The organism is Bordetella sp., from assembly GCF_057362025.1.
Map to the genome: position 1 here is coordinate 51,242 of NZ_JBMQQZ010000007.1, position 21,377 is coordinate 72,618.

Genomic DNA, 21,377 nt, shown 5'->3' on the forward strand with positions numbered 1-21,377 from the left:
TACATGAACCCGGGTTTTTTGTACTCCATCTGTTTATTACGCGCTGGCATAAGACCCAACGGGTAATACAATGCCGGTCAGCGGCGCTCCCCGCCGCACCCTCTCCCTTTTATCCATCATCATCGCGTTTGCTGCCGCCATGACCGATACCTCCGAAACCGCCGCCCTGTCCCCCGCGCTGAAGGCCAGCGTGCTGTCCGAGGCACTGCCCTACCTGCGGCGGTTCCACGGCAAGACCATCGTCGTGAAATACGGCGGCAATGCCATGACGGAAGAGAGGCTGCAGCAGAGCTTCGCGCACGACGTCGTGCTGCTCAAGCTCGTCGGCCTGAACCCCGTGGTGGTGCACGGCGGCGGTCCGCAGATCGACGATGCCCTGCGCCGTATCGGCAAGAGCGGCACCTTCGTGCAGGGCATGCGGGTGACCGACGCGGAAACCATGGAAGTCGTGGAATGGGTTCTGGGCGGCGAGGTGCAGCAGGACATCGTCATGATGATCAACGAAGCCGGCGGCAAGGCGGTCGGCTTGACGGGCAAGGACGGTGGCCTGATCCGCGCGCGCAAGAAGTTGATGGAGAACAAGGAAAACCCCAGCCAGCCGCTGGATATCGGTTTCGTCGGCGATATCACGCAGGTCGACCCGGCCGTGGTCAAGGCGTTGCAGGACGACCAGTTCATCCCGGTGATCTCGCCCATCGGCTACGGCCAGGACGGCAAGGCGTACAACATCAATGCCGACGTGGTCGCCGGCAAGATGGCCGAAGTGCTGGGCGCGGAAAAGCTGCTGATGATGACAAATACGCCGGGCGTGCTGGACAAGAACGGCCAGCTGCTGCGCAGCCTGTCGGCGCGCGCGATCGACGATCTGTTCGCCGACGGTACGATCTCGGGCGGCATGCTGCCGAAGATATCTTCCTCGCTGGACGCGGCGCGCAGCGGCGTCAACTCGGTGCACATCATCGACGGGCGCGTACCCCACTGCCTGCTGCTGGAACTGCTGACGGATCAGGGCGTGGGCACCATGATCACGTCGCGCTGATGCACATACACCGGTATTTGTTGCGGCCCGCGTCACGCCTGCGCCGCTCGCGCCGGATCGCCGCTGCCGCGCCCGCGCGCTTGTGGCTGTTCGATCTGGACAACACGCTGCACAACACCTCGCATGCCATCTTTCCGCGTATCGACGCAGGCATGACGCGCGCGGTGGCGGAAACGCTGGGGGTCGACATGGACACGGCCAACACCCTGCGGACCACCTACTGGAAGCGCTATGGCGCGACGGTCATCGGCATGGTGCGCCACCATGGCGTGAATGCCGAAGCCTTCCTGCGCATGAGCCACGATTTCGATGTCCGTCCGCTGATCAAGGCGGAAACGGGATTACCCGCCAAGCTGCGTCGCCTGCCCGGACGCAAGGTGCTGCTGACCAACGCGCCGCTGCATTATGCGCGGGCGGTGCTGCGCCATCTTGGCCTGCTGGGGCAGTTCGACAGCCTGTGGGCCATCGAACACATGAACTGGCACGGGAACTTCCGGCCCAAGCCCTCGGCCACGCTGCTGCGCCGCGTACTGGCGCGCGAAGGCGTCGCCGCCGCGCACACCGTGCTGGTCGAGGATACGCTGGAAAACCTGCGCGGCGCGCGCCGTGTGGGACTGCGCACGGTACACATTCACCACCCCGGCACGCCCTTCAGCAAGGGCGGCCGCAACCGGCCGGGCTATGTGGACTTGCGGGTAAACTCGGTCAGCGAGTTGCTCCTGCAACGCCGGCCCCTGCGGCGCTAGCGAATTTGGTTTTCGGTTTTTTCCATCTTCCTGAACTTTTCCCTATCGGCCGCCTCGCGGACGGCCACACCCATGGCAAGCAGACCCGGCGAGAAGAAAACGCAGATCCTGCAGACCCTGGCGGAGATGCTGGAGCAGCCCCACGCGGCGCGAATCACGACAGCGGCCCTGGCGGCTCGCATGCAGGTTTCGGAAGCCGCCCTGTACCGGCATTTCGCCAGCAAGGCGCAGATGTTCGAAGGCCTGATCGAGTTCATCGAACAGACCATATTCACGCTGGTCAACCAGATCGGCACGGCGGAGCCCCAAGGCCTTGGCCAGGCACGGCGCATGGTCAATATGCTGTTGACGTTTTCCGAACGCAACAAGGGCATGACGCGCGTGCTGACAGGGGATGCACTGGTCACCGAAGACAACCGCCTGCAGGACCGCATCAACCATATCAACGACCGCATCGAGGCGTCCTTTCGGCAGGCCTTGCGTACCGCGGTCCATGACGGCGGCCTGCCCGCCAACGCCGACGTCAGCGCGCATGCAAGCCTGTTGACGCATTTCGTGCTGGGGCGGTGGCTGCGCTACGCACAGAGCGGCTGGCGCGTCGCGCCGACCGCGCACCTGGACGAACAACTGCGCCTCGCATTAGGCTGACGCCGATGCAAAGGGGAAGCGCGCAGCGCTTCGGAGGCGGGCCAACCCACCACACCGCCGAAAAAAAACAGGTGCAGCCGACCCGGGACGCCGAGGATCCGGCTCCGCCGGTCCTCCAGCGTCGCCCCCTTGAGGGGGAAGCGCGCAGCGCTTCGGGGGTGGGACTATCTACCCGCACACACCGCACATTCTTCGTCGCGCGGTACGTTCAAGCTGCGCCACTGCATGGCAAGGCCGTCGAGGCAAAGCAGGCGCCCCGCCAGCGTCTGCCCTATCCCCGCCAGGACCTTGAGCGCCTCGGCGGCCTGCACGCTGCCGATAATGCCGACCAGCGGTGCCAGCACGCCCATGGTGGCGCAATTGGCTTCCTCGACATCGTCGGCTTCGGGAAAGAGGCAGTGATAGCAGGGCGAGGCAGCATCGCGCAGATCGAAGACGCCGACCTGTCCGTCGAAACGAATGGCCGCGCCGGATACCAGGGGCTTGCGGTGGTGCACGCAGGCCCGATTGATCTGGTGCCGCGTGTTGAAGTTGTCCGAGCAATCCAGCACGACATCCGCACGCGCCACGGCCACGTCCAGCGCATCGCCCTGCAGGCGTCGGGCGATGGTCTCGACAACGACTTCGGGGTTGAAAGCATGCAGTGCCCTGCGCCCGGATTCCACTTTGGGCTGCCCCAGGCTTTCCGTGGTGTGCAGCAGCTGGCGCTGCAGATTGCTGAGTTCGACGACGTCGTCATCGACGAGGGTGATATGGCCCACGCCCGCGCTGGCCAGGTACATGGCGGCGGGGGAACCCAGCCCCCCCGCGCCGATGATCAGCGCGCGCGCCGCCAGGAATTTTTCCTGCCCTTCGATACCGAGTTCGTCGAGCAGGATATGGCGGGCGTAGCGCAGCAACTGCCGGTCGTTCATTTTGCCTTGGCGGGCTGGACTCCGGACGGCGTGATGGTCATGCGCTCCGTCGGCGGCTCCGCGCCGGGACGCGCGGCAGACTGCTGGCTGGAGGCCTTGTCGTTCGCCGCGGTCTTGGGGATCGCCTTCTGGATGGGTTTGCCGTCCAGAAGATTGAGCGCCTGCTTCAACTGGAAGTCGTCCTTGCCGCCGAACTCGAAGGTCTTGGGCAGCTCGATATTGGCGGGATCGTTGGCCGACTTGATCTCGCCGTTGGGCGCCTGCTGGTTGACCAGATGGCGCTGCAGGTCCGCTTCGCGCGGCAGGCGAAACAGGTCGCCGGTCGCCGTATCGGCAACCACGTAATCCGGTTCGATACCGGTTGCCTGGATGGAACGGCCGCTGGGCGTGAAGTAGCGCGACGTGGTCAGCTTGATGGCCGTATCTTCGGTCAAGGGAAGGATGACCTGCACCGAGCCCTTGCCGAACGTCCGATTGCCCATCACCTTGGCGCGCTTGTGGTCCTGCAACGCGCCGGCGACGATTTCGGAAGCCGAAGCGGAACCGACGTTGACGAGCACGACCATGGGAACGGTCTTGACCCAGCCCGGGAGCCCCGACAGGTAGTTGCCTTCGCCTCGGGCGTACTCGGCCGGCGTCGCCAGGTACTTGTGGCGCGCGTCCGGGGTGCGGCCATCGGTGGAGACCACCAGCGAATCCGCCGGCAGGAAAGCCGAGGCCACGCCGATCGCGCTGGTAAGCAAGCCGCCCGGATCATTGCGCAGATCCAGGATCAGCGCGCGCGGCGGCTGCTTCGCGCCAAGTTCCGCGAGCTGGCGGGCCATGTCGGCGCCGGTCTTTTCCTGGAACTGGGCGATGCGCACATAGGCGACGTTGCCATCGAGCATCTTGCTGCGCACGCTGCGCACCTTGATGATGTCGCGCACGACGCGCAGCACGATGGGCTGCGGATGATCGGCACGCATGATGGTGAGCGTGATCGCCGTCTTGGGCGCGCCGCGCATCAGCTTGACCGCGTCGTTCAGCGACATGCCCTTGGTGGGCGTGTCGTTGATCTTGGTGATGAGATCGCCCGCCATGACACCCGCGCGCGCGGCCGGCGTGTCCTCGATAGGCGAGATCACCTTCACATAGCCGTCTTCGGCGCCGACCTCGATACCCAGGCCGCCGAATTCGCCTTGCGTGGCGGTCTGCATGTCGCGATAGGCATCGGCATCCAGGTAGGCGGAATGCGGATCCAGGCCGGACACCATGCCCGATATGGCGTTATCGATCAGTGTCTTGTCGTCGACCGGCTCGACGTAGTTGTTCTTGATGGCACCGAATACATTGGTGAATTGCCGCAGTTCGTCCAGAGGCAAGGGGCTGCCGCCGCGCTGCGCGACCGCGGTCACGCCGACACTGAGCAAAACCCCGGCCACTACGCCGAGCGATACCAGGCCGAAACTACGAAACTTACGAGTGCTCATGCACACTTCCTGAATTGGTTTAGCCAAACGCTTCTACTGGGCCAACCACTGGGCTGGATCCACCGGCGCGCCACCATGACGAATTTCAAAGTATAGGCCCGATTCCACCTGCCCGCCTGTCGCGCCGGCCAAGGCTATGGTGTCCCCCGCGGCGACGTGATCGCCGACCTGCTTCAGCAGCGACTGGTTATAGCCATATACGGTCATATATTGCTGTCCGTGGTCCACGATGATGAGGTTGCCGAAACCTCTAAGCCAATTGGCATAAACCACTGTACCGGCCGCCACCGCATGCACCGGCGTGCCTTCCGGCACGCGCAGGACGATGCCCCGCCAGACGCCGCCGTCCGGGCGTCCCAGGCCGAAACGGCCCTGGATGGTCGCCCCCTGCACCGGCATCGGCAGGCCCTGCCGCAGTCCGCGTCCGGTCGATGGTTGCGGGCGTGCGGCGGACGCCTGCGACGCGCCTGCGGATTCAGCCGGCTTTAAGCCCTCGATATTGCCGCGGGCGACCGGCAGGCTGGCTTGCGCCGCGCGCCGCGCGGCGGCTTCCGCATCATCCGCCTGCCTGGCCGCGGCCGCGGCCCGCTTATCTGCCGCGGCAGCCGCCTCGGCATCGCGCCGGGCCGCGGCTTCGACCTGCTCGCGGGCTTGCGTGGCATCCCGCGCCTCCTGCGCGCGGCGCGCGGCCTCGGCCGCCTTGCGCGCATCATCGGCGCGCTTGCGGGCTTCTTCCGCCTTGCGGCGGGCATCTTCCAGGGCCTGCCGGCGCGCTTCCTCGGCCTTGCGGGCAGCTTCCGCCGCGGCCTGCCGGCGGGCCTCCTCGGCCTTGCGGCGGGCTTCTTCCGCCTTGCGCGCCTCTTCGGCCTGTTTCTCTATTGCCGTCTGCAGATCATCGATCAGCCGCGTCATGCGCTGATCGTCGCGCCCGAGCTTGACCGCTTCCTCTCGCTGCGCGGTGATCTGCCCTTCGAGGCGGGCCAGTACGCTGGCGCGCTCCTTCTGCTGTGCGACCAGTTGAGCCTTCTGGTCGGCGGTTTCCTTGACGACCTGGGCGATTTCCTGGCGCCGCGCATCGGCCTGGCCTTGCAGGCGGGCCAGCTCGTCCAGATCCCGGCGCAGGGCCTGGACGGCCTCGGCGCGGGCCTGCGAGACGTATCCGAGGTAGGCCAGATTGCGGCCCAACTGCTGCGGATCGTCGCCGGAGAGCAGGGCGGTCCAGGGCGACAGGCCGCTGGTGTACTGGGCCCGCAGCTGTTTGGCCAGTTCTTCGCGGCGCTGGGCAAGGATGGCCTGCTGCGCCGTCATCTGGCGCTCCAGGCCGGCCAGATCGGCCTCCGCCTGCTTGCTCTGGTTGCCCAGTTCGGCCAGCCTGCGGTTGATTTGCGAGATCGCCGTTTCGGACTGGCGCAGGGCATCCGCGGCTTCCTTGCGCGCCGACTCGCGTTCGTCGATGGTCTTCTGCAGGGACTGGATGCGCTCGCGCAGCGCCGATTGCTGGCGCTGCGCCTCCGTCTGCTTTTCGGCGAGATCCGCCGGGGCCGCGCATACGCTGCCGGCGGCCAGCGCCAGCGTCAGCGCGGCAGCCTTCCACCCCCTTGCAGCAAGCCGCATCGATCAGGCCTTTTTCGCCTTGCCTTGCGCGGCGACAGCCGCCATGGCGGCTTCGATCTCGGCGGGATCGCCCAGGTAATAGTGGCGCAGGGGGCGCAGTTCGTCATCCAGTTCGTAGACGAGCGGCTGGCCGGTGGGAATGTTCAGTCCGACGATATCGTCGTCCGAGATACCGTCCAGGTGCTTGATCAGGGCGCGCAGGCTGTTGCCATGTGCCGAGATCAATACCCGGCGGCCCGCGCGGATGGCAGGGGCGATGGACTCGCTCCAGAAGGGCAGGACGCGCGCGACCGTGTCCTTCAGGCATTCCGTGGCGGGCAGCTGGTCCGCGGGGATGCGGGCGTAGCGGCTGTCGAAACGCGGATGGCGGGGGTCGTCCAGGGGGATGGGGTCCGGCGCGATGGCATAGGCGCGGCGCCAGATCAGTACCTGCTCGTCGCCGAACTTGGCGGCGGTCTCGGCCTTGTTCAACCCTTGCAAGGCGCCATAATGGCGCTCGTTCAGGCGCCAGCTGTTGCCGACGGGGGTGTACATCGCGTCCATGGCATCCAGGGCGATCCACAGCGTGCGGATGGCGCGCTTGAGGACGGACGTGTAGGCCAGGTCGAAGGTGTAGCCCTCGCGCTTGAGCAACAGGCCGGCGGCGCGGGCCTGTTCCCGGCCGGTGTCGGTCAGGTCGACATCGGTCCAGCCGGTGAAGCGGTTTTCCAGGTTCCATTGGCTTTCGCCGTGACGCATCAGAACGAGTTTGTGCATAGTGCGGGTCGCTTGAAACAGAGTTGAAAGATGCCGGGATGGCATCATTTTATAATTGGAAGGTTATGCCCCTTCCGGACCCTCGCGTGCGAACGCCCGGACCAGCGGCTCCCGATGGGCGGTTGGTCCGCCCATTAACGGTCATATTTCAGGACGTTCCGTGGATTTTCTGCATTTTCTGCTAAGCCAGAACAATATCTTTATCGTCGCCGCAGCGGTCGTTTCCGGCATCATGCTGGCCATTCCGGCCCTGCGCAAGAGCGGCGGCGGCTCAGCCATCGGCACGGCGGAAGCCATCCAGATGGTCAACCAGCGGCAAGCCGTGTGGGTGGACGTACGGCCCGCCGAACAATACCAGGCCGGGCATATCGCCCAGGCACGGAGCGTGCCAGCCACCGATCTGGAAAAGAAAGCCGCGGGCTTGCCGAAAAACAAGCCCTTGGTCGTGGTCTGCGAGCAGGGTCGCGACTCCAGCCGTGCCGTGAGCCGGCTGAAGGCCCAGGGTTTCGCCGAAGTCGTCGCCCTGCAGGGTGGCATGAAGGCCTGGAGCCAGGCGGGCTTGCCCGTTACGCAAAAGGCCTGAGCGCGCCGCCCCGCGCGCCTTCTTTCCGCCCCTTTTCAACGTAGAGAGCTGCCAACGATGAAAAAAGTCCTGATGTACAGCACTGGCGTCTGTCCATACTGCACCCGTGCCGAAGCCCTGCTCAAGCAGCGCGGCGTCGCCGAAATCGAAAAGATCCGCATCGACACGGACCCGTCGCAACGCGATGCGATGATCCAGCGTACCGGCCGCCGCACCGTGCCCCAGATCTATATTGGGGAAACGCATGTCGGCGGCTACGACGACCTGGCCGCGCTGGATCGCGCGGACAAGCTCGTTCCCCTGCTGGGCTGACTTTTTCGCGCCGCCCCCGCGGGCGGCGCCCCCTGCCTGCCTCAGGCCCCCGTGCCTGACCGGGCTTTACCTATCTTTCCGGAATTCTCATGGCCGATCAAAACAACCAGCAACCGGGCGACGACGCTCCGTCGTTCAATCTGCAGCGCGTCTACCTGAAGGACCTGTCGCTGGAAATGCCCAACGCGCCGCACGTGTTCCTGGAACAGGAAACGCCGCAGGTGGAGGTCAGCATCAACGTCGGCGGCCAACGGCTAACCGAGACCCTGTTCGAATCCAGCGTTACCGTCACCGTGACGACGCGCGTCAGCGACAAAGTGCTCTATCTGGTGGAAGGCACGCAAGCCGGTATCTTCGAACTGGCCAACATCCCGGCCGAACAGCTGGATCCCCTGCTGGGCATCGTCTGCCCTACCATGGTGTATCCGTATCTGCGCGCCAATGTGGCCGACGCCATCACCCGTACCTCGCTGCCCGCGCTGCACCTGGCGGAAGTGAACTTCCAGGCCCTGTACGAACAACGCATCGCCGAACTGCAGCAGCAGCAATCGCAGCAATCCGGCAATGATTCCGGCATCATCCTGCCGCCCAATGTCACCCGCCAATAACGAAGCGCGCGAAACCCCGCGCCCGGCCGCCAGCCGGCCGGCGCCTCCCCGGGTGGCGGTGCTGGGCGCCGGCAGCTGGGGCACGGCGCTGGCGGCGGTGGCCGCGCGCCGCCGTCCCACCGTGCTGTGGGCGCGCCAGGCCGCGCAAGCCGCGGCCATTAACGCCACACACGAAAACGCCCGGTACCTTCCGGGCGTTTCTTTGCCCTCCACGCTGGACGCCGTCAGCGATCTGGGCCAGGCGCTGGCCTGGGCCGCCGCCGATGGGGGTGTGCCGCTCCTCATCCTGGGGGTGCCCGTCGCCGGCCTGGAGGCAATGTGCCAGGCGCTGGCCGCGCGCCTGCCTGCCCTGGGCTGCGACGGCTGGCATGTGGTCTGGACCTGCAAAGGTTTCGACGAAGAACAGGGGCGGCTGCCGCATGAAGTGGCGCGGTCATCCCTGGGCCGGCTCCCCGGCGTCAGCACCGGTGTGCTGTCCGGACCCAGCTTTGCACGCGAGGTCGCCCAGGGCCTGCCGGTGGGACTGACGGTTGCCAGCAGCGATGTCGCCCTGTGCGCGGCCACCACCGCCGCCCTGCATGGCGGCGCCGTGCGTGTCTATGCCGGCTCGGACATCGTCGGCGTGGAGGTGGGCGGCGCGATGAAGAACATCATTTCCATCGCCTGCGGCGTGTCGGACGGCCTGATGCTGGGAACCAATGCCCGCGCGGCGCTGATCACCCGTGGCCTCGCCGAAATGACACGGCTGGGCGTGGCGCTTGGCGCGCGCGCGGATACGTTCTCCGGCCTGACCGGCCTGGGCGACCTGGTGCTCAGCGCCACCGGCGAGCTATCCCGCAATCGCCGCGTGGGCCTGGAAATCGGCGCCGGCCGCAAGCTGGCCGATATCCTGGCCGGCGGCATGACGGCGGAAGGCGTGCGCGCGGCCCGCTCGGCCCTCGCCCGCGCTCGTGCCCTCGGTGTCGATATACCCATTACCGCCGCCGTCTGCGCGGTCCTGTTCGACGGCGTGTCGCCCATGACGGCCGTCTCCACCCTGCTGGCGCGCGACGCCCGCCCGGAAAGCGGCGATCTGCGCGTACCGGATTAAAAGCGGTCGCCCGGCGCGACCGACGCAATCAGCCTAAGGAGAAATCGATGTTCCAGTCCGTCCCCAGCCGCCGCGGTGCGCGCATGCCCCGGTTGTGGCTGGCACTGGCCTCCCTTGCCGCCGCCTTGACGATAGGCATGCCGGCGCATGCGGAATGGCCCGAGCGCGCCATAGATCTGATCGTGCCCTTCCCCGCCGGGTCGTCGCCGGACCTGCTGGCCCGCATCGTATCGGAGCCGCTATCCCAGGCCTTGGGCAAACCCATCATCGTGCAGAACAAGCCGGGCGCCGGCGGCAACATCGGCACACGCGTCGCCGCCGAGGCCAAGCCGGACGGCTATACGATGCTGTTCACGATCAATGGGCCGCTGACCACCGCGCCCACGCTGTATCGCAAGACGCTGGGCTACGATCCGTTCACGGACCTGGCGCCCGTCACGCTGGTGGCGACCAGCCCCAACGTGCTGGTAGTGCCCAGCAGCCTGAACATCAAGACCGTGGACCAATTCGTGAAACTGGCCAAGGACAAACCGGGCGCACTGAATTATGGCTCCGTCGGGCCTGGAAGCGCCTCGCAGCTGGCCATGGAGATGTTCAAGGGCCTGGCCGGACTGGACATCGCCCATATCCCCTATCCCGGCTTTCCGCAGGTGATCAGCGCGATCATTTCGGGCGACATCCAGGCGTCCTTCATGGTCCCGGCGATCGCCATGCCGCAAGCACGCAATGGCAAGGCGACGGTGCTGGCAGTCACCAGCCTGAAGCGGGCCGACACGCTGCCTGACGTGCCCACCATGGCCGAACAGGGCTACCCCGGCTTCGAGGCGATTTCTTGGGATGCCATCCTGGTCCCGGCGGGGACGCCCAGCGGGATCGTGGAACGACTCAATAGCGAACTTGCCCGTATCATCAGCAGCGAGAAGGTCCGCGAACAGATGGCGGTGCAGTACTTCACGCCGGCGCCGTCGTCGCCCGAACAGTTGACCACGCGCATGCGCGATGAGAAAGCGCGCTGGGACGCGGTGATCGAGAAGCTGAATCTATCGCTGGAATAATCGCCCGGGGGGCGCCGGCCCCCAGGGCGATCACGCAGCCGGTCAGACCGCGCTTGCGGATGCGGCGGCAAAGCGGGTCGCCGACGCGTCCGCGGGGTTCGATGCCGGGTCATCCGCGGCCAGCTCCCCCTGGCCCGGTTCGCTTTCCGTCATCGCGTGGGCATCGTCCGGAGCCGCATAGCGGTTCATGGGATTGCGTTGGACGAACGTCCTGCCCGATGCCAGGAGCCCTTCCAGGAAGTAGCGGTACATGAAGCGGTTTTCCTCGGCGATCGTGCCGATCACGGCATCCGCCTTCAGAAAATCGTCCATGCGCGCTTCGTAGCGGGCAAGGCGATTCAACAGGTTCTGCCTCCATTCCGGCTTGATCCGCGCCCACGCCGCGTCATAGGCCGTGAAGGCGCCCGCGCCCGGCGCCGACCAGGTGTTGCCGTCGCTCTGGATAATGCCGTCCAGGGCGATCTTCATGCCTTCGTAGTCCTTGCGGCTGTCGCGGCTGAATTTGCTGGCCAGCCTTTCCAGGTGGAAAGCATAGCTGCGCGCCTCGGGTTCCTGCTCGACCGCGATACGCAGTTCGGTCCAGCAGCGCTTGGCCGTACGCTGCCACTGCACGGAATCGCGCGGCGTCGCGCGATGCTCGTCCACGAACTTGTTGCGCCACCAGGCCTGCAAACCGGCGAGCGCGGGAAAGCGGGGAGCCGCGCTTCTGATGTCGGGGCACGGCTGCTGCAGGCATTTGTAGAGGTTCTTGATGCCTTTCGGCCCCAGCCGGCCGACCGCCTGCGAGAACTCCAGCCGCAGGTACTCGTCGCAGGCCGTATCCCGGAATTGCCGGGCGTCGAATTCGGCGCGCAGGTCGTCGGCCACGTCGAGGAAATCACGATAGGCACGCCGCAATTCGCGCGGCTGGACGGAGTCGCGCGACAGCAGTTTCACCAGGCCACGCAATTCCTTGTCCACATGGGACTGGTGGTAGGCGAAACGCTTCGCTTCCATTTCGGCGCTGCTGCCGAAGACGAAATAGCCGCTCCAGAAACGGATCGTGTCCCAGGCCACGCGTAAACCGCTGCGCGCGCGCTCCGGCAGCGCGCCCTGCAGATTGTCATAGTCCGATGGCTGGCGCCAGCCGGAGTACGCGCGGGTGTCGGCGGCCGCCAGCACATTGCCTTCCAGCACCACCCGCATTTCCTGCAGCAGCCGCCTGTATTGAGGCCCCATGAGTTCCGCATTGTGGGTAATGCGCAGCACACGATCCATCAACGCCTGGAAGACCGGGGGCTCCTTGCCCTGGATCGCATCGGGTTGCCGCCAGGTGGTATTTCGCAGCAGTGCTTCGCGGTCTTCCGGCGCCGCGCGCTCGAAGACCAAAGTGGACAGATATTCCGCGCGACCTTCCTTGCCGCGCGTCGCCAGGCACATGCCGCGCAGCATGCGGTGCATGGCATCGCGCGCCTGGATGTAGATTTCCGGTTGATCCGGCAAGGGCACTTCATTGGCATGTTGGCCGCTGTCGCTCATGCCCTGGATGGCGTTCGATTCGATCAGCTCGGTAAGTGCCGCGAAGGCATGCAGGGGTTCGGTTTCGTATCGACGTACCCGTTCGTCCTGCGCCGCCTGGCGCCAGGCATCCAGGACATCGGCCGACTTGGTGCGGTCCGTGTGCACCAGGAGCGTTCCCATGTATCCGCCGGGCGCCACCGTCCGGCAAACATCGTCGAACGCGCTGTCCGATAATTCGCGCAACGACCGCGCGACATGGTTCTGGATGAACCGCTTGACCTCGGCGGGCGCGGGCTCGTGCAGCTTGAGCGCATCGGACAGATCGGCGATCCAGCTTTGCCGGCCGGGATTCGGCAGACCATCCAGCAGTTTCTTTTCTTCCAGCATGGCACGCCAGGACTCGACATGGCCATCCTCGAAGGCGCGCACCGCTTCCTGCCAGGATGTGAGGTCCGGACGGAACTGCAAGCGCAGCGCCCGGCCGCCTTCCTGCAGATCCCTGCATGCGCCGATCGCGTCTTTCAGGCGGCTGCCCGGATCGACGTTGCGATACAGATGATCCAGCGCACGGTCGATGCCGTCCGCCCGCGCTTCGTCGTAGCCGTATTCCCACAACCGGTCCACGGTTTTCGCAGCGTCGTCGGCGGTCGGGCCGGACGCAAAGCCGATCGCTTCCCTGCCCTTTTGCATCGCGGCCTGCAGTACGCCGGGCCCCTGGCCGCCGTCCTTGCGTGCCTGTCCCTGCGACAGCGCCGGCAGCGACTTGCACAGATAGGCGCAATCCTTTTCCAGGTGCGAACGCGCGTCCATCCGCCGCTTGATGGCCGCCGCTTTCAGGCGGCCGAGCTTTTTGAGCGCGGCCTTGAACCTGGGCTGCTCTTTCTTCAAGGATTTTTTGTGGGACCGCAAGTCGGCGATCGCCGCATCGATGCGCTGGCGCGCCTGGACGGAGGTCGGATCGACGATAGGCGCGGCGGCTTTCAGCGCCGGCACGCCTTTCAACGCGGGCTGCACGGTCTGGAGCGCGCGCAAGCCCGTGTCGATGCAGAGGTTTTCCACCTTGACCCGCGCCTTGTTGAGCTTTTTGCGCAACCGTCCTTCCGCCGCAGAGGCGGCGACGACGCAGGTATCGGTGACGGCACGGGTGGTCCTGCGTGCGTAGCGGTACAGGCGATGGTGCTTCGTGTCTGCGGCGCCCTGGATGAGCGTGGCCGCAGCATCATCGTCGGAATGGCATGGCGCGCGCTGCGCAAGGCTGTCCGATGGAAGCGGGCCCGAGGAGCCGCCGGCGGCGTTGGAATGGGAGGGGACGAGATGAAGCATATGCGATCCTTCTGCTGCGACACGAATAGTCATGCCATGGGTGGATGGCGCAGATAGGCGGTTCCGCGCGGGCACGCGCCGGATCGGCGCGCTCGCAAAATGAGACGCAAGCCTCTGACGATGTCCGCGCAAGTACGGAAACCGACATCGTTCATTGCATGGCGCGACGACGCCGCAGGTCCTGGATGCTAGACGCCGCCGACGTAGCCGGCCTGCCGCCAGGCCTCGAAGACCACGACGGCCACGGCATTGGACAGGTTCAGGCTGCGCTGCCCCGGACGCATGGGAAGACGCAGGCACCGCGCGGGCTCGAACAATGCCAGCTGTTCAGCCGACAACCCGGCGGTTTCGCGCCCGAACACGAATACATCGCCCGCCTGGAACGCGGCGTTGGCCAGGGAGTGTTCCGTGCGCGTCGTGAAGGCGAATACGCGATCCGCCGGCGCGCCTATGGCCGCCAGCGCATCGGGGAGTGTGGGGTGCACACGCACCGGCTGCCATTCGTGATAATCCAGCCCAGCGCGGCGCAAGCGCGTGTCGTCCAGTTCGAAGCCCATGGGCTCGACCAGGTGCAATTGCGCGCCCGTGTTGGCACACAGGCGTATGGCATTGCCGGTATTGGGCGGAATTTCGGGCTCGACGAGAATGACGTGGAACATATCGGTGAAAGCCAGAGCCCTGTCAACGCTAGGGCAAACGGTATTGTGCCAGCACGCCGCCGTCATCCGCCGGCGCGCGCGCGGCGACCAGCCCGATGATGCCTGCGGCGCCTGCCGCCCGCAACGCGAGGGCCGCGGCCTGCAGGGTACTGCCGGTCGTCATGACGTCGTCGACAAGGGCGATGGTACACGCAGGGATGGATGCCGGGCAGATGTAGGCATCGGGTGCGAGATGCAGCCGGGCCCGACGCGTCAGGGTACTTTGCTTGGGACCTTCGCGACCGCGCGCCAGCCAGCGCGATTGTACGGACCGCCCGGTGCGATGCGCGATGGCACGCGCAAGTTCCGCCGCCGGGCTGAAGCCGCGCCGGCGCAGCGAAGCGCGCGCGGACGGGATGGGGACCAGCACGGTATCCGCCGGCAATCCGGGCCGGCCATCCTGCTCGCGCGGCATTGCGGGCGCGCGCAGGATCAGGTCGGCCAGCGGCTCTGCCAGCGCATAGCGCCGGTGCGCCTTGTAGTGCGTGATCAGCATGTCGCCCGGAGATTCGTAATCGAATCCGGCCGTCACCCCCGCCAGCGGCCAGGGTCGCCGCGCGCAGTCGGGACAGGGGGTTTGCGCGGCACGCAGCCGCAAGGCGCACCGCGGACAACGCGGCTGGTCCGGATGCATGGTCGCCACCACATCGCGCAGGCATGGTGCACAGGGCGCACCGCCGGCGGACCGTCCGCCGCACATCGGGCAATCCGTGCCGATCATGGAAAGCATCCGGCATCGCGCCGCGCGCCAGCCTCGCATGGAGTCTCCCTCGATGAAATCCCGCATGGCGGGGTGGCCCATCGCGGCCCCGCGCCCGGCCATGCGCAATAATGGAAGGCATATCTCACCACATGCGCGCCGCCGTTTTCGATCCGGTGCGACCGAAATGTCCGACTCCCTTCCCGACCTGCCCATCGTCAGCGCCCACGTGGCGCGCCAGTTCGCCCGCCGCGGCGATCTGGAAGACGCCCAGTTCCTGTATGGCGAAATCGGGCAACGCATGCTGGAACGCCTGCGGTACATCCGGGTGCAGCCGGTGCAGTTGCTGGATGCGGGATGCGGCGCCGGCGCCAGCCTCGCACTACTGCGCGAACGCTATCCCGAGGCCGGATACATCGGGCTGGACGCCTGTGCTCCCTTGCTGGACATCGCCCGGCAGCGCCATGGCCCACGCGGCCGCGCGGGCCTGCTGGGCCTGGGCCGCCTGGCGGCCAACCTGGTTCGCGGCGCAGATAAAACCCCGCCCCCGCGTTTCGTCCAGGGCGATCTCGCCGACACCGGCCTGCCGCCGGAATCGCTGGAACTGGTGTGGTCCAACCTCGCCCTGCACTGGCATCCACGCCCGCATGCCGCCCTGGCGGAATGGCGGCGCATCCTGAAAGTGAATGGGTTGGCCATGTTCTCGTGCCTTGGGCCGGGCACCCTTCGGGAACTGCGCCAGGCGGTGACCGACGCCGGCCTGCGCACGGCGACGCCCTCTTTTGTCGACATGCACGATTTCGGCGACCTGCTGGTGGAGAACGGCTTTGCGGATCCCGTCATGGACCAGGAAACCCTGACGCTGACCTACCGGACGCCGGATCGGCTGCTGGAGGACGTGCGGGCACTGGGAGGCAACCCCGTCGCGGGACGCAAGGCGTCGCTGGCGTCGCGGGCCTGGCGCGACCGCTTATGCGCGGCGCTGGAGGCCCAGCGCCGCCCGGACGGCACCATCGCGCTGACGATAGAAGTCGCATACGGACACGCCTGGCGCGCAGCAGCCCGGCGCGCCGCGCCAGGCGAAACGCACTTGTCCGTCAGCGCGATAGGCGGCAGGCAGCGAACGGCCGAATAGCGCGGGCCGGCGGGCAAAGCCGGCGGGGATCCGGCAGGGGCGCAGGCCCCGTCACCCCATCAATGCAGGCGCCGCGGCGCGGTGCCCGGTTCCGGCTCCGCCAGCGTCTGCACACCCACGCCCCCCAGGGGCTCGGACGTTGCCCGGACGCGCCTGCGCACCACGGCGGTGGGGTCCGTACCGGCCATTCCCACCAGCCCGATCTCGCCGCGGAAGGCGCCCGTCATGGATTCCACTACGGAAGGCAGGTCGCGCAGGCGGTGGAACTGGGCCCGCAGCCAGCGCGCGTCGTTGCCGGCGCGCAAGGCGTCGTCACGCAGCGTGGTAAGCATATCGGTGGTGCCGAGCTCGTCCGCCACCGGGATCAGGCGGCCGAACAACGCGCGCAGATGATCGATCAGCCGCAGCCGCTGCCCTTCGGCGGTGACGTAGCTGCCCTGCAGGCCGAAACGGCAGGCCTGGAAATGGTTGCTGCGATAGGCCAGCCACAGGCCGCCTTCCGGCTGCGGGTCGCGCTGCAGCAGGACGGCGAGCGCCTGGGCGAAAGCCGCCAGCTGGCAGGCGCGCTCGACCGTCAGCGGCGTATCGCATACGCGGATTTCCACGGTGCCGAATTCCGGTTTGGGACGTATGTCCCAGTACAAGTCCTTGATGCTTTCGGCCAGGCCCAGGTTGCGCAGCTGGGCCAGATGGGCCTCGAAGCGGTACCAGTCCGTGACCTCCGGCGGCATATGGCCGGCCAGCGGGAAACTGTTGACGGCATTGAGCCGGCAGCAGGAAAACAGCGTATCCACGCCTTCGTAGTAAGGCGACGAGGCCGACAGGGCGATGAAGTGAGGCACGTAGGCCGAGAGCTGGCGCGTCAGCGCGATCGCCTGGTCGCCGCCTTTGACGCCCAGGTGGATATGCTGGCCGAATACGGTGAACTGTCGCGCCAGGTAGCCGTACATTTCCGCCAGATACTGGAAACGCGGCGTGTCGGAAATCGAGCGTTCCTGCCAGCGCATGAAGGGATGGGCCCCGCCACCGGCGACGGAGACACCCACGGCGTCGGCCGCTTCGCACAGGGCGGTGCGCATTTCGCGCATTTCGGCGAGCAGGCCCATGGGATGCTCGTGCACGGAGGAGTTCAGCTCGATCATCGAGCGGGTGATTTCCGGCTTGACCCGGTCGGCAATGGGATGATCGGCCATTTGGGCCAGCAGTTCGTCCGAAGCAGCGGTCAGGTCAAACGTCCGTGGGTCGATCAGTTGCAGTTCGAGTTCGATGCCCAGGGTATTGGGGGCGGAAGGGACGAACGGAATCTGTTCCATTTCCTGCTCCTATGTATCTTATGTTCGGGGGGCTGCGTCAGGCGGTCTTGAGGCCCGGCGGTTCCCGGGGTGCCTGGTGTGAGACGCGAAGCCGCAGTTTAGCCGCCTGTTGGCGTCATAACCGGTGAAAATCGTGACATTAATACGCAACCGCGCGTAACTTGCGGGCTTCTCCGCCCTGCGAGGTAAGCGAGTACTTACCCCTTAGGGTATCTCCGGGTGATTTCTCACCTCCGCCAGAAAGCCGGCGTAAAAAGAAGTAGCACCGTGAACAGCTCCAGCCGCCCTATCAGCATGCCGAAGGTGCAGAGCCAGGTCTGGAAGTCCGTCAGGACCGAGAAGCTTCCCATGGGGCCGACGGGGCCCAGCCCCGGGCCGGTGTTGTTGACGCTGGCCACCACGGCGCTGAAGGCCACCACGGGATCCAGGCCGGAGGCCAGCATCAGGATGGTCAATACGGCGATGGACATGCCATACATCAACATGAACGCCAGCACGGAAGCCATGACACGGTTATCCACCACCCTGCCCCGCAGACGCACGGGGCTGACCGCATGCGGATGCAGCATGGTGACCAGTTCCGCGCGTGCCTGCTTGGCCAGCAGGATGGCGCGGATCATCTTGATGCCGCCGCCGGTGGAACCGGCGGAGGTCGCCACCCCGGATAACAGCAGCATCGGCAAGGTGGCGAACAGCGGCCACTGGGTGTAATCCACATTGGCGTATCCGGTGGTGGTGATCACGGAAACGGCGTTGAAGATTCCATACCGCATCGCCTCGCCGGGCGTGTTGTAGACGCCGTCGACGTACAGGAAAACCGCGATCGCCAGCGCGGCGCCGAGCGTAACGACCAAGTAAGGAATGGTTTGCGGGCAGGTCAGGTAGGGCCGCGGGCTGCGCGTATGCCACGCACCGAAGTGGGTGGCGAAGTTGATGCCGGCGATCAGCATGAAAACAATCGCCACGATCTCGACGCGTACCGAATCGAAATGCGCGAAGCCGTCGTCCCAGGTGGAGAAGCCGCCCAGGCCCATGGTGGTCGCCATATGGCACCAGGCCTCGAACCACGACAGGCCGGCCAGCCGGTAAGCCAGCAGGCATAACAGGGAGAAGCCGAAATAGACCGCGTACAGCGCCTTGGCGGTGCTGGCGATACGCGGGGTCAGTTTTTCGTCCTTGATCGGTCCCGGAGTTTCGGCCCGGAAAACCTGATGGCCGCCCACGCCCAGCAGCGGCAGGATGGCCACCGCCAGGACCAGGATACCCATGCCTCCCAGCCAGACCAGCGTCGCCCGCCACAGATTGATGGAAGGCGCCAGGCGGTCCAGGCCGGTCAGCACGGTCGCCCCCGTGGTGGTCAGGCCGGACATCGCCTCGAAGTAGCCGTCCGTGAACGACAGCGGGGTGCCGGCACGATGAAAATAGAGCAGCAGCGGAATGGCCGCCAGCGCCGGCAGGACAGTCCACACCATCGACACTAGCAGGAAACCGTCGCGCGGACGCAGTTCCGAGCGGCGGCGGCGGGTCACCGCCCAGAGCAGTCCGCCCGCCGCGATGCATGCCGAGGCAGAATAGAGAAAGGCCTCCCGGGCCGCGTCGCCGGTATAGATCGCCACTCCCAAAGGCAGGATCATGGCCAGCGAGAACAATGCCATGGTCAGGCCCAGCAGGTTGAATACGGAGGCGAGCCTGTTCACCCGCGGCCTCCCGTCATGGGTACGGCCGCACAGAGGAAATGGCGCGGGCGCCGCGCGGACATCGCCGGCGCCTTGCGCCGCCGGGAAACGATCAGACGGATGGTAGGCATGGGGCCGGGTGGGTCAGAAAAACGATGCAGATACCTGGAACAGCTTTTCCACGCGGGCCATCTGATTGCGGCCCGGCACGAAGACGATGACATGGTCGTCCTGCTGGATGACGGTGTCGGGTTCGGGCATGATGATTTCGTCATCGCGAACCAGCGCCCCGATGATCGCGCCCTTCGGCAGGCGCAGCTGGCAGACCTGGCGCCCGACCACGCGGGACGTGCTGCGGTCGCCGCGCGCGACGGCTTCCAGCGCCTCGATCACGCCCTGCCGCAGGCGATGCACGGCCAGCACGTCGCCGCGGCGCACGTGGCGCAGCAGTTCGCTCATGGTGGCGTGCGAGGGCGATACCGCGACGTCGATATGGCTGCCCTGCATCAATTCGCCGTAGGCCTGCCGGTTGATCAGGGCGATGACGCGCCGCGCGCCCAGACGCTTGGCCAGCAGCGACGACATGATGTTGTCTTCGTCGTCGCTGGTCAGCGCAAGCCAGGTATCCATGTCCTGGATATTTTCGCGTTCCAGCAGGGCTTCGTCGGTTGCATTGCCGTGCAGGACCAGGACGTTGGATGGCAGCTTTTCCGCCAGGTACTGGCAGCGCGCGGCACCGTGTTCGATGATGCGCACGCTGTAGTTTTCGTCGGCCAGTTCCCTGGCCAGGCGCAGGCCGATATTGCCGCCGCCGGCGATCATGATGCGCCGCGCCGTTTTTTCCGCCGTGCGCAGCTGCCGCACGGCGCGCCGCGCGTGGCGCGTGTCCGCCACCACCACGACCTCGTCGCCGGGCAGGATGACCGTGTCGCGGCCCGCCAGCAAGGGCCGGCCGTCGCGCACGATATCGACGATACGCGCCGAAACATCGGGCCAGAGTTCGCCCAGCGCATCCAATGACCGGTTGGCCATGGCGCTGCCTCGCCCCACCCGCACGGTGACCACGCTGACGCGGCCGCCGGCGAATTCGACCACCTGCAGCGCTTCGGGGAACTCGATCAGGCTCTGCAGATAGATGGTGACGCTGCGCTCGGGACTGATCAGCGCGTCGATGCAAAACCCCTCGTCGCCCAGCAGCTCGGGATGTTCCGCCACATCGGAAGACCGTATGCGCGCGATGCGCCGGGGAATGTTGAACACCTGGCGCGCGAGGCGGCAGGCCACCAGATTGACCGCATCGGAGGCGGCACAGGCGATGAAGAGATCGGCGTCCTCGGCGCCCGCTTCGCGCAGCACGGAAACCTGTGCGCCGTCGCCCTGCAACCCGCGCAGGTCGCAGCGTTCCTGCAGGTCTTGCAGGTTGCGCGCATCGATGTCGATAACCGTGATGTCGTTGTGTTCCGAGACGAGGTTCTCGGCCACGCTGGTGCCTACCCGTCCCGCCCCGACGATGAGTATCTTCATGTACTGCGCTTGCGCGCGGATTCGATGCCCAATTGCTTGAGCTTGCGGTAGAGGTGAGTGCGTTCCAGGCCGGTTTTTTCGGATACCCGGGTCATGCTATGGCTTTCGCGCACCAGGTGGTATTCGAAGTAGATGCGTTCGAAGGCGTCGCGCGCCTCGCGCAGGGGCTGATCCAGGGAGATGCTGCCCAACAGGCCATTGGAGCCTGGGGGAGCCTCGACCGAATTGGCGGGCAGGGAGGGTGCGTCGAGCTCGTCTTCCAGCGGTACCGCTGCCAGGGATGCCGCGGCGGGCGCCGGGTGCGGTGCACGGCCGCGCGAGAGCGCCGCCGAAATAGTTTTTAACAACCGCTGCAGCGTAATGGGCTTTTCGAGGAAGTCCAACGCGCCGATACGGGTGGCCTCGACGGCCGTATCGATGGTGGCATGGCCGCTCATCATGATGACCGGCATGTCCAGAAGGCCCTGGGAACCCCACTCCTTCAACAGGCTCACGCCGTCGGTATCGGGCATCCAGATGTCCAGGAGAACCAGATCGGGGCGCGACCGTAGACGAGCGGCACGGGCCTGAGCCGCGTTCTCGGCCAGTTCAACCGTGTGTCCTTCGTCGTACAAGATTTCTGACAGAAGCTCGCGTATGCCAACTTCGTCATCAACCACCAGAATTCTGGCCAT

20 protein-coding genes are annotated in these 21,377 nt (G+C 66.2%); 9 read left to right on the forward strand and 11 right to left on the reverse strand.

The window, feature by feature from the left end:
• The first annotated feature begins 139 nt into the window (after nucleotides 1-139).
• The 3 genes from argB to slmA all read left to right on the forward strand — a co-directional run bounded on the left by argB (nucleotide 140) and on the right by slmA (nucleotide 2,433).
• The gene (gene argB / locus ACO1P8_RS02950) at nucleotides 140-1,039 is read left to right on the forward strand and encodes an acetylglutamate kinase (RefSeq protein ID WP_486294436.1); all 900 of its coding nucleotides are present in this window, start codon (nucleotides 140-142) and stop codon (nucleotides 1,037-1,039) included.
• Complete coding sequence (locus tag ACO1P8_RS02955; RefSeq protein ID WP_094844118.1) at nucleotides 1,039-1,785, forward strand: pyrimidine 5'-nucleotidase; 747 nt, start codon at nucleotides 1,039-1,041, stop codon at nucleotides 1,783-1,785. Before argB ends, ACO1P8_RS02955 begins: the two co-directional genes overlap by 1 nt.
• 72 nt (nucleotides 1,786-1,857) lie before the next feature.
• Complete coding sequence (gene slmA / locus ACO1P8_RS02960) at nucleotides 1,858-2,433, forward strand: nucleoid occlusion factor SlmA (protein WP_094844119.1); 576 nt, start codon at nucleotides 1,858-1,860, stop codon at nucleotides 2,431-2,433.
• Between the two features lie 164 nt (nucleotides 2,434-2,597).
• Here slmA and ACO1P8_RS02965 read toward each other — a convergent pair whose 3' ends face one another.
• Genes ACO1P8_RS02965 through gpmA form a run of 4 tightly spaced genes read right to left on the reverse strand, consistent with a single transcriptional unit; the run spans nucleotide 2,598 to nucleotide 7,186 of the window.
• Complete coding sequence (locus ACO1P8_RS02965) at nucleotides 2,598-3,347, reverse strand: HesA/MoeB/ThiF family protein (RefSeq protein ID WP_486294437.1); 750 nt, start codon at nucleotides 3,345-3,347, stop codon at nucleotides 2,598-2,600.
• On the reverse strand, nucleotides 3,344-4,816 hold the full coding sequence (locus ACO1P8_RS02970; RefSeq protein ID WP_486294438.1) for a S41 family peptidase: 1,473 nt from the start codon (nucleotides 4,814-4,816) through the stop codon (nucleotides 3,344-3,346). Before ACO1P8_RS02970 ends, ACO1P8_RS02965 begins: the two co-directional genes overlap by 4 nt.
• Nucleotides 4,817-4,849: 33 nt before the next feature.
• Nucleotides 4,850-6,430 (reverse strand): murein hydrolase activator EnvC family protein, encoded by a 1,581-nt coding sequence (locus ACO1P8_RS02975; RefSeq protein WP_486294439.1) that lies wholly within the window; start codon nucleotides 6,428-6,430, stop codon nucleotides 4,850-4,852.
• 3 nt (nucleotides 6,431-6,433) lie between these two features.
• Entirely contained in the window at nucleotides 6,434-7,186 is a 753-nt protein-coding gene (gene gpmA / locus ACO1P8_RS02980; RefSeq protein WP_486294440.1) for a 2,3-diphosphoglycerate-dependent phosphoglycerate mutase, read from the reverse strand.
• Nucleotides 7,187-7,346: 160 nt separating this feature from the next.
• Between gpmA and ACO1P8_RS02985 the strand changes: the two genes are divergently transcribed.
• The 5 genes from ACO1P8_RS02985 to ACO1P8_RS03005 all read left to right on the forward strand — a co-directional run bounded on the left by ACO1P8_RS02985 (nucleotide 7,347) and on the right by ACO1P8_RS03005 (nucleotide 10,834).
• On the forward strand, nucleotides 7,347-7,769 hold the full coding sequence (locus tag ACO1P8_RS02985; protein ID WP_486294441.1) for a rhodanese-like domain-containing protein: 423 nt from the start codon (nucleotides 7,347-7,349) through the stop codon (nucleotides 7,767-7,769).
• Nucleotides 7,770-7,826: 57 nt separating this feature from the next.
• Nucleotides 7,827-8,081 (forward strand): glutaredoxin 3, encoded by a 255-nt coding sequence (grxC, locus tag ACO1P8_RS02990; RefSeq protein ID WP_486294442.1) that lies wholly within the window; start codon nucleotides 7,827-7,829, stop codon nucleotides 8,079-8,081.
• 89 nt (nucleotides 8,082-8,170) lie between these two features.
• Nucleotides 8,171-8,689 (forward strand): protein-export chaperone SecB, encoded by a 519-nt coding sequence (secB, locus tag ACO1P8_RS02995; protein WP_094844126.1) that lies wholly within the window; start codon nucleotides 8,171-8,173, stop codon nucleotides 8,687-8,689.
• On the forward strand, nucleotides 8,673-9,779 hold the full coding sequence (locus ACO1P8_RS03000) for an NAD(P)H-dependent glycerol-3-phosphate dehydrogenase (RefSeq protein ID WP_486294443.1): 1,107 nt from the start codon (nucleotides 8,673-8,675) through the stop codon (nucleotides 9,777-9,779). The genes secB and ACO1P8_RS03000 overlap by 17 nt, the downstream gene beginning before the upstream one ends.
• A 47-nt stretch (nucleotides 9,780-9,826) precedes the next feature.
• The gene (locus ACO1P8_RS03005) at nucleotides 9,827-10,834 is read left to right on the forward strand and encodes a Bug family tripartite tricarboxylate transporter substrate binding protein (protein WP_486294444.1); all 1,008 of its coding nucleotides are present in this window, start codon (nucleotides 9,827-9,829) and stop codon (nucleotides 10,832-10,834) included.
• 42 nt (nucleotides 10,835-10,876) lie between these two features.
• On the opposite strand, the gene ACO1P8_RS03010 is transcribed toward ACO1P8_RS03005, so the two are convergent.
• The 3 genes from ACO1P8_RS03010 to ACO1P8_RS03020 form a co-directional block, all read right to left on the reverse strand.
• Nucleotides 10,877-13,657 carry a hypothetical protein gene (locus tag ACO1P8_RS03010; RefSeq protein WP_486294445.1) on the reverse strand — a complete coding sequence of 927 codons (2,781 nt, stop codon included), beginning with the start codon at nucleotides 13,655-13,657 and terminating at the stop codon, nucleotides 10,877-10,879.
• Nucleotides 13,658-13,845: 188 nt separating this feature from the next.
• Nucleotides 13,846-14,316, reverse strand: a complete 471-nt coding sequence (locus tag ACO1P8_RS03015) for a tRNA (cytidine(34)-2'-O)-methyltransferase (RefSeq protein WP_486294446.1) — start codon at nucleotides 14,314-14,316, stop codon at nucleotides 13,846-13,848.
• Nucleotides 14,317-14,344: 28 nt separating this feature from the next.
• Nucleotides 14,345-15,076 (reverse strand): ComF family protein, encoded by a 732-nt coding sequence (locus ACO1P8_RS03020; RefSeq protein ID WP_486294447.1) that lies wholly within the window; start codon nucleotides 15,074-15,076, stop codon nucleotides 14,345-14,347.
• A gap of 166 nt (nucleotides 15,077-15,242) precedes the next feature.
• On the opposite strand from ACO1P8_RS03020, the gene ACO1P8_RS03025 reads away from it, so the two are divergent.
• Nucleotides 15,243-16,190 (forward strand): methyltransferase domain-containing protein, encoded by a 948-nt coding sequence (locus tag ACO1P8_RS03025; protein ID WP_486294448.1) that lies wholly within the window; start codon nucleotides 15,243-15,245, stop codon nucleotides 16,188-16,190.
• Nucleotides 16,191-16,249: 59 nt separating this feature from the next.
• Here the strand turns inward: ACO1P8_RS03025 and ACO1P8_RS03030 are convergent, their stop codons facing one another.
• The 4 genes from ACO1P8_RS03030 to ACO1P8_RS03045 all read right to left on the reverse strand — a co-directional run bounded on the left by ACO1P8_RS03030 (nucleotide 16,250) and on the right by ACO1P8_RS03045 (nucleotide 21,377).
• Nucleotides 16,250-17,503 (reverse strand): YbdK family carboxylate-amine ligase, encoded by a 1,254-nt coding sequence (locus ACO1P8_RS03030; protein WP_486294449.1) that lies wholly within the window; start codon nucleotides 17,501-17,503, stop codon nucleotides 16,250-16,252.
• Nucleotides 17,504-17,730: 227 nt separating this feature from the next.
• The gene (locus ACO1P8_RS03035) at nucleotides 17,731-19,158 is read right to left on the reverse strand and encodes a TrkH family potassium uptake protein (RefSeq protein WP_486294472.1); all 1,428 of its coding nucleotides are present in this window, start codon (nucleotides 19,156-19,158) and stop codon (nucleotides 17,731-17,733) included.
• 165 nt (nucleotides 19,159-19,323) lie between these two features.
• Nucleotides 19,324-20,703, reverse strand: a complete 1,380-nt coding sequence (gene trkA / locus ACO1P8_RS03040; protein ID WP_486294450.1) for a Trk system potassium transporter TrkA — start codon at nucleotides 20,701-20,703, stop codon at nucleotides 19,324-19,326.
• Complete coding sequence (locus ACO1P8_RS03045) at nucleotides 20,700-21,377, reverse strand: response regulator (protein WP_094844136.1); 678 nt, start codon at nucleotides 21,375-21,377, stop codon at nucleotides 20,700-20,702. Before ACO1P8_RS03045 ends, trkA begins: the two co-directional genes overlap by 4 nt.

Bases quoted from the DNA above. Each gene is read 5' to 3' on its own strand.
- ACO1P8_RS03005 (WP_486294444.1), top strand. From the start codon at position 9,827: ATGTTCCAGTCCGTCCCCAGCCGCCGCGGTGCGCGCATGCCCCGGTTG.
- ACO1P8_RS03045 (WP_094844136.1), bottom strand. From the start codon at position 21,377: ATGGCCAGAATTCTGGTGGTTGATGACGAAGTTGGCATACGCGAGCTT.
- ACO1P8_RS03010 (WP_486294445.1), bottom strand. From the start codon at position 13,657: ATGCTTCATCTCGTCCCCTCCCATTCCAACGCCGCCGGCGGCTCCTCG.
- ACO1P8_RS03020 (WP_486294447.1), bottom strand. From the start codon at position 15,076: ATGATCGGCACGGATTGCCCGATGTGCGGCGGACGGTCCGCCGGCGGT.
- ACO1P8_RS02965 (WP_486294437.1), bottom strand. From the start codon at position 3,347: ATGAACGACCGGCAGTTGCTGCGCTACGCCCGCCATATCCTGCTCGAC.
- secB (WP_094844126.1), top strand. From the start codon at position 8,171: ATGGCCGATCAAAACAACCAGCAACCGGGCGACGACGCTCCGTCGTTC.
- ACO1P8_RS02975 (WP_486294439.1), bottom strand. From the start codon at position 6,430: ATGCGGCTTGCTGCAAGGGGGTGGAAGGCTGCCGCGCTGACGCTGGCG.
- argB (WP_486294436.1), top strand. From the start codon at position 140: ATGACCGATACCTCCGAAACCGCCGCCCTGTCCCCCGCGCTGAAGGCC.
- trkA (WP_486294450.1), bottom strand. From the start codon at position 20,703: ATGAAGATACTCATCGTCGGGGCGGGACGGGTAGGCACCAGCGTGGCC.
- ACO1P8_RS03030 (WP_486294449.1), bottom strand. From the start codon at position 17,503: ATGGAACAGATTCCGTTCGTCCCTTCCGCCCCCAATACCCTGGGCATC.
- gpmA (WP_486294440.1), bottom strand. From the start codon at position 7,186: ATGCACAAACTCGTTCTGATGCGTCACGGCGAAAGCCAATGGAACCTG.
- ACO1P8_RS03015 (WP_486294446.1), bottom strand. From the start codon at position 14,316: ATGTTCCACGTCATTCTCGTCGAGCCCGAAATTCCGCCCAATACCGGC.
- ACO1P8_RS02955 (WP_094844118.1), top strand. From the start codon at position 1,039: ATGCACATACACCGGTATTTGTTGCGGCCCGCGTCACGCCTGCGCCGC.
- ACO1P8_RS02970 (WP_486294438.1), bottom strand. From the start codon at position 4,816: ATGAGCACTCGTAAGTTTCGTAGTTTCGGCCTGGTATCGCTCGGCGTA.
- ACO1P8_RS03025 (WP_486294448.1), top strand. From the start codon at position 15,243: ATGTCCGACTCCCTTCCCGACCTGCCCATCGTCAGCGCCCACGTGGCG.
- grxC (WP_486294442.1), top strand. From the start codon at position 7,827: ATGAAAAAAGTCCTGATGTACAGCACTGGCGTCTGTCCATACTGCACC.
- slmA (WP_094844119.1), top strand. From the start codon at position 1,858: ATGGCAAGCAGACCCGGCGAGAAGAAAACGCAGATCCTGCAGACCCTG.
- ACO1P8_RS03000 (WP_486294443.1), top strand. From the start codon at position 8,673: ATGTCACCCGCCAATAACGAAGCGCGCGAAACCCCGCGCCCGGCCGCC.
- ACO1P8_RS03035 (WP_486294472.1), bottom strand. From the start codon at position 19,158: ATGGCATTGTTCTCGCTGGCCATGATCCTGCCTTTGGGAGTGGCGATC.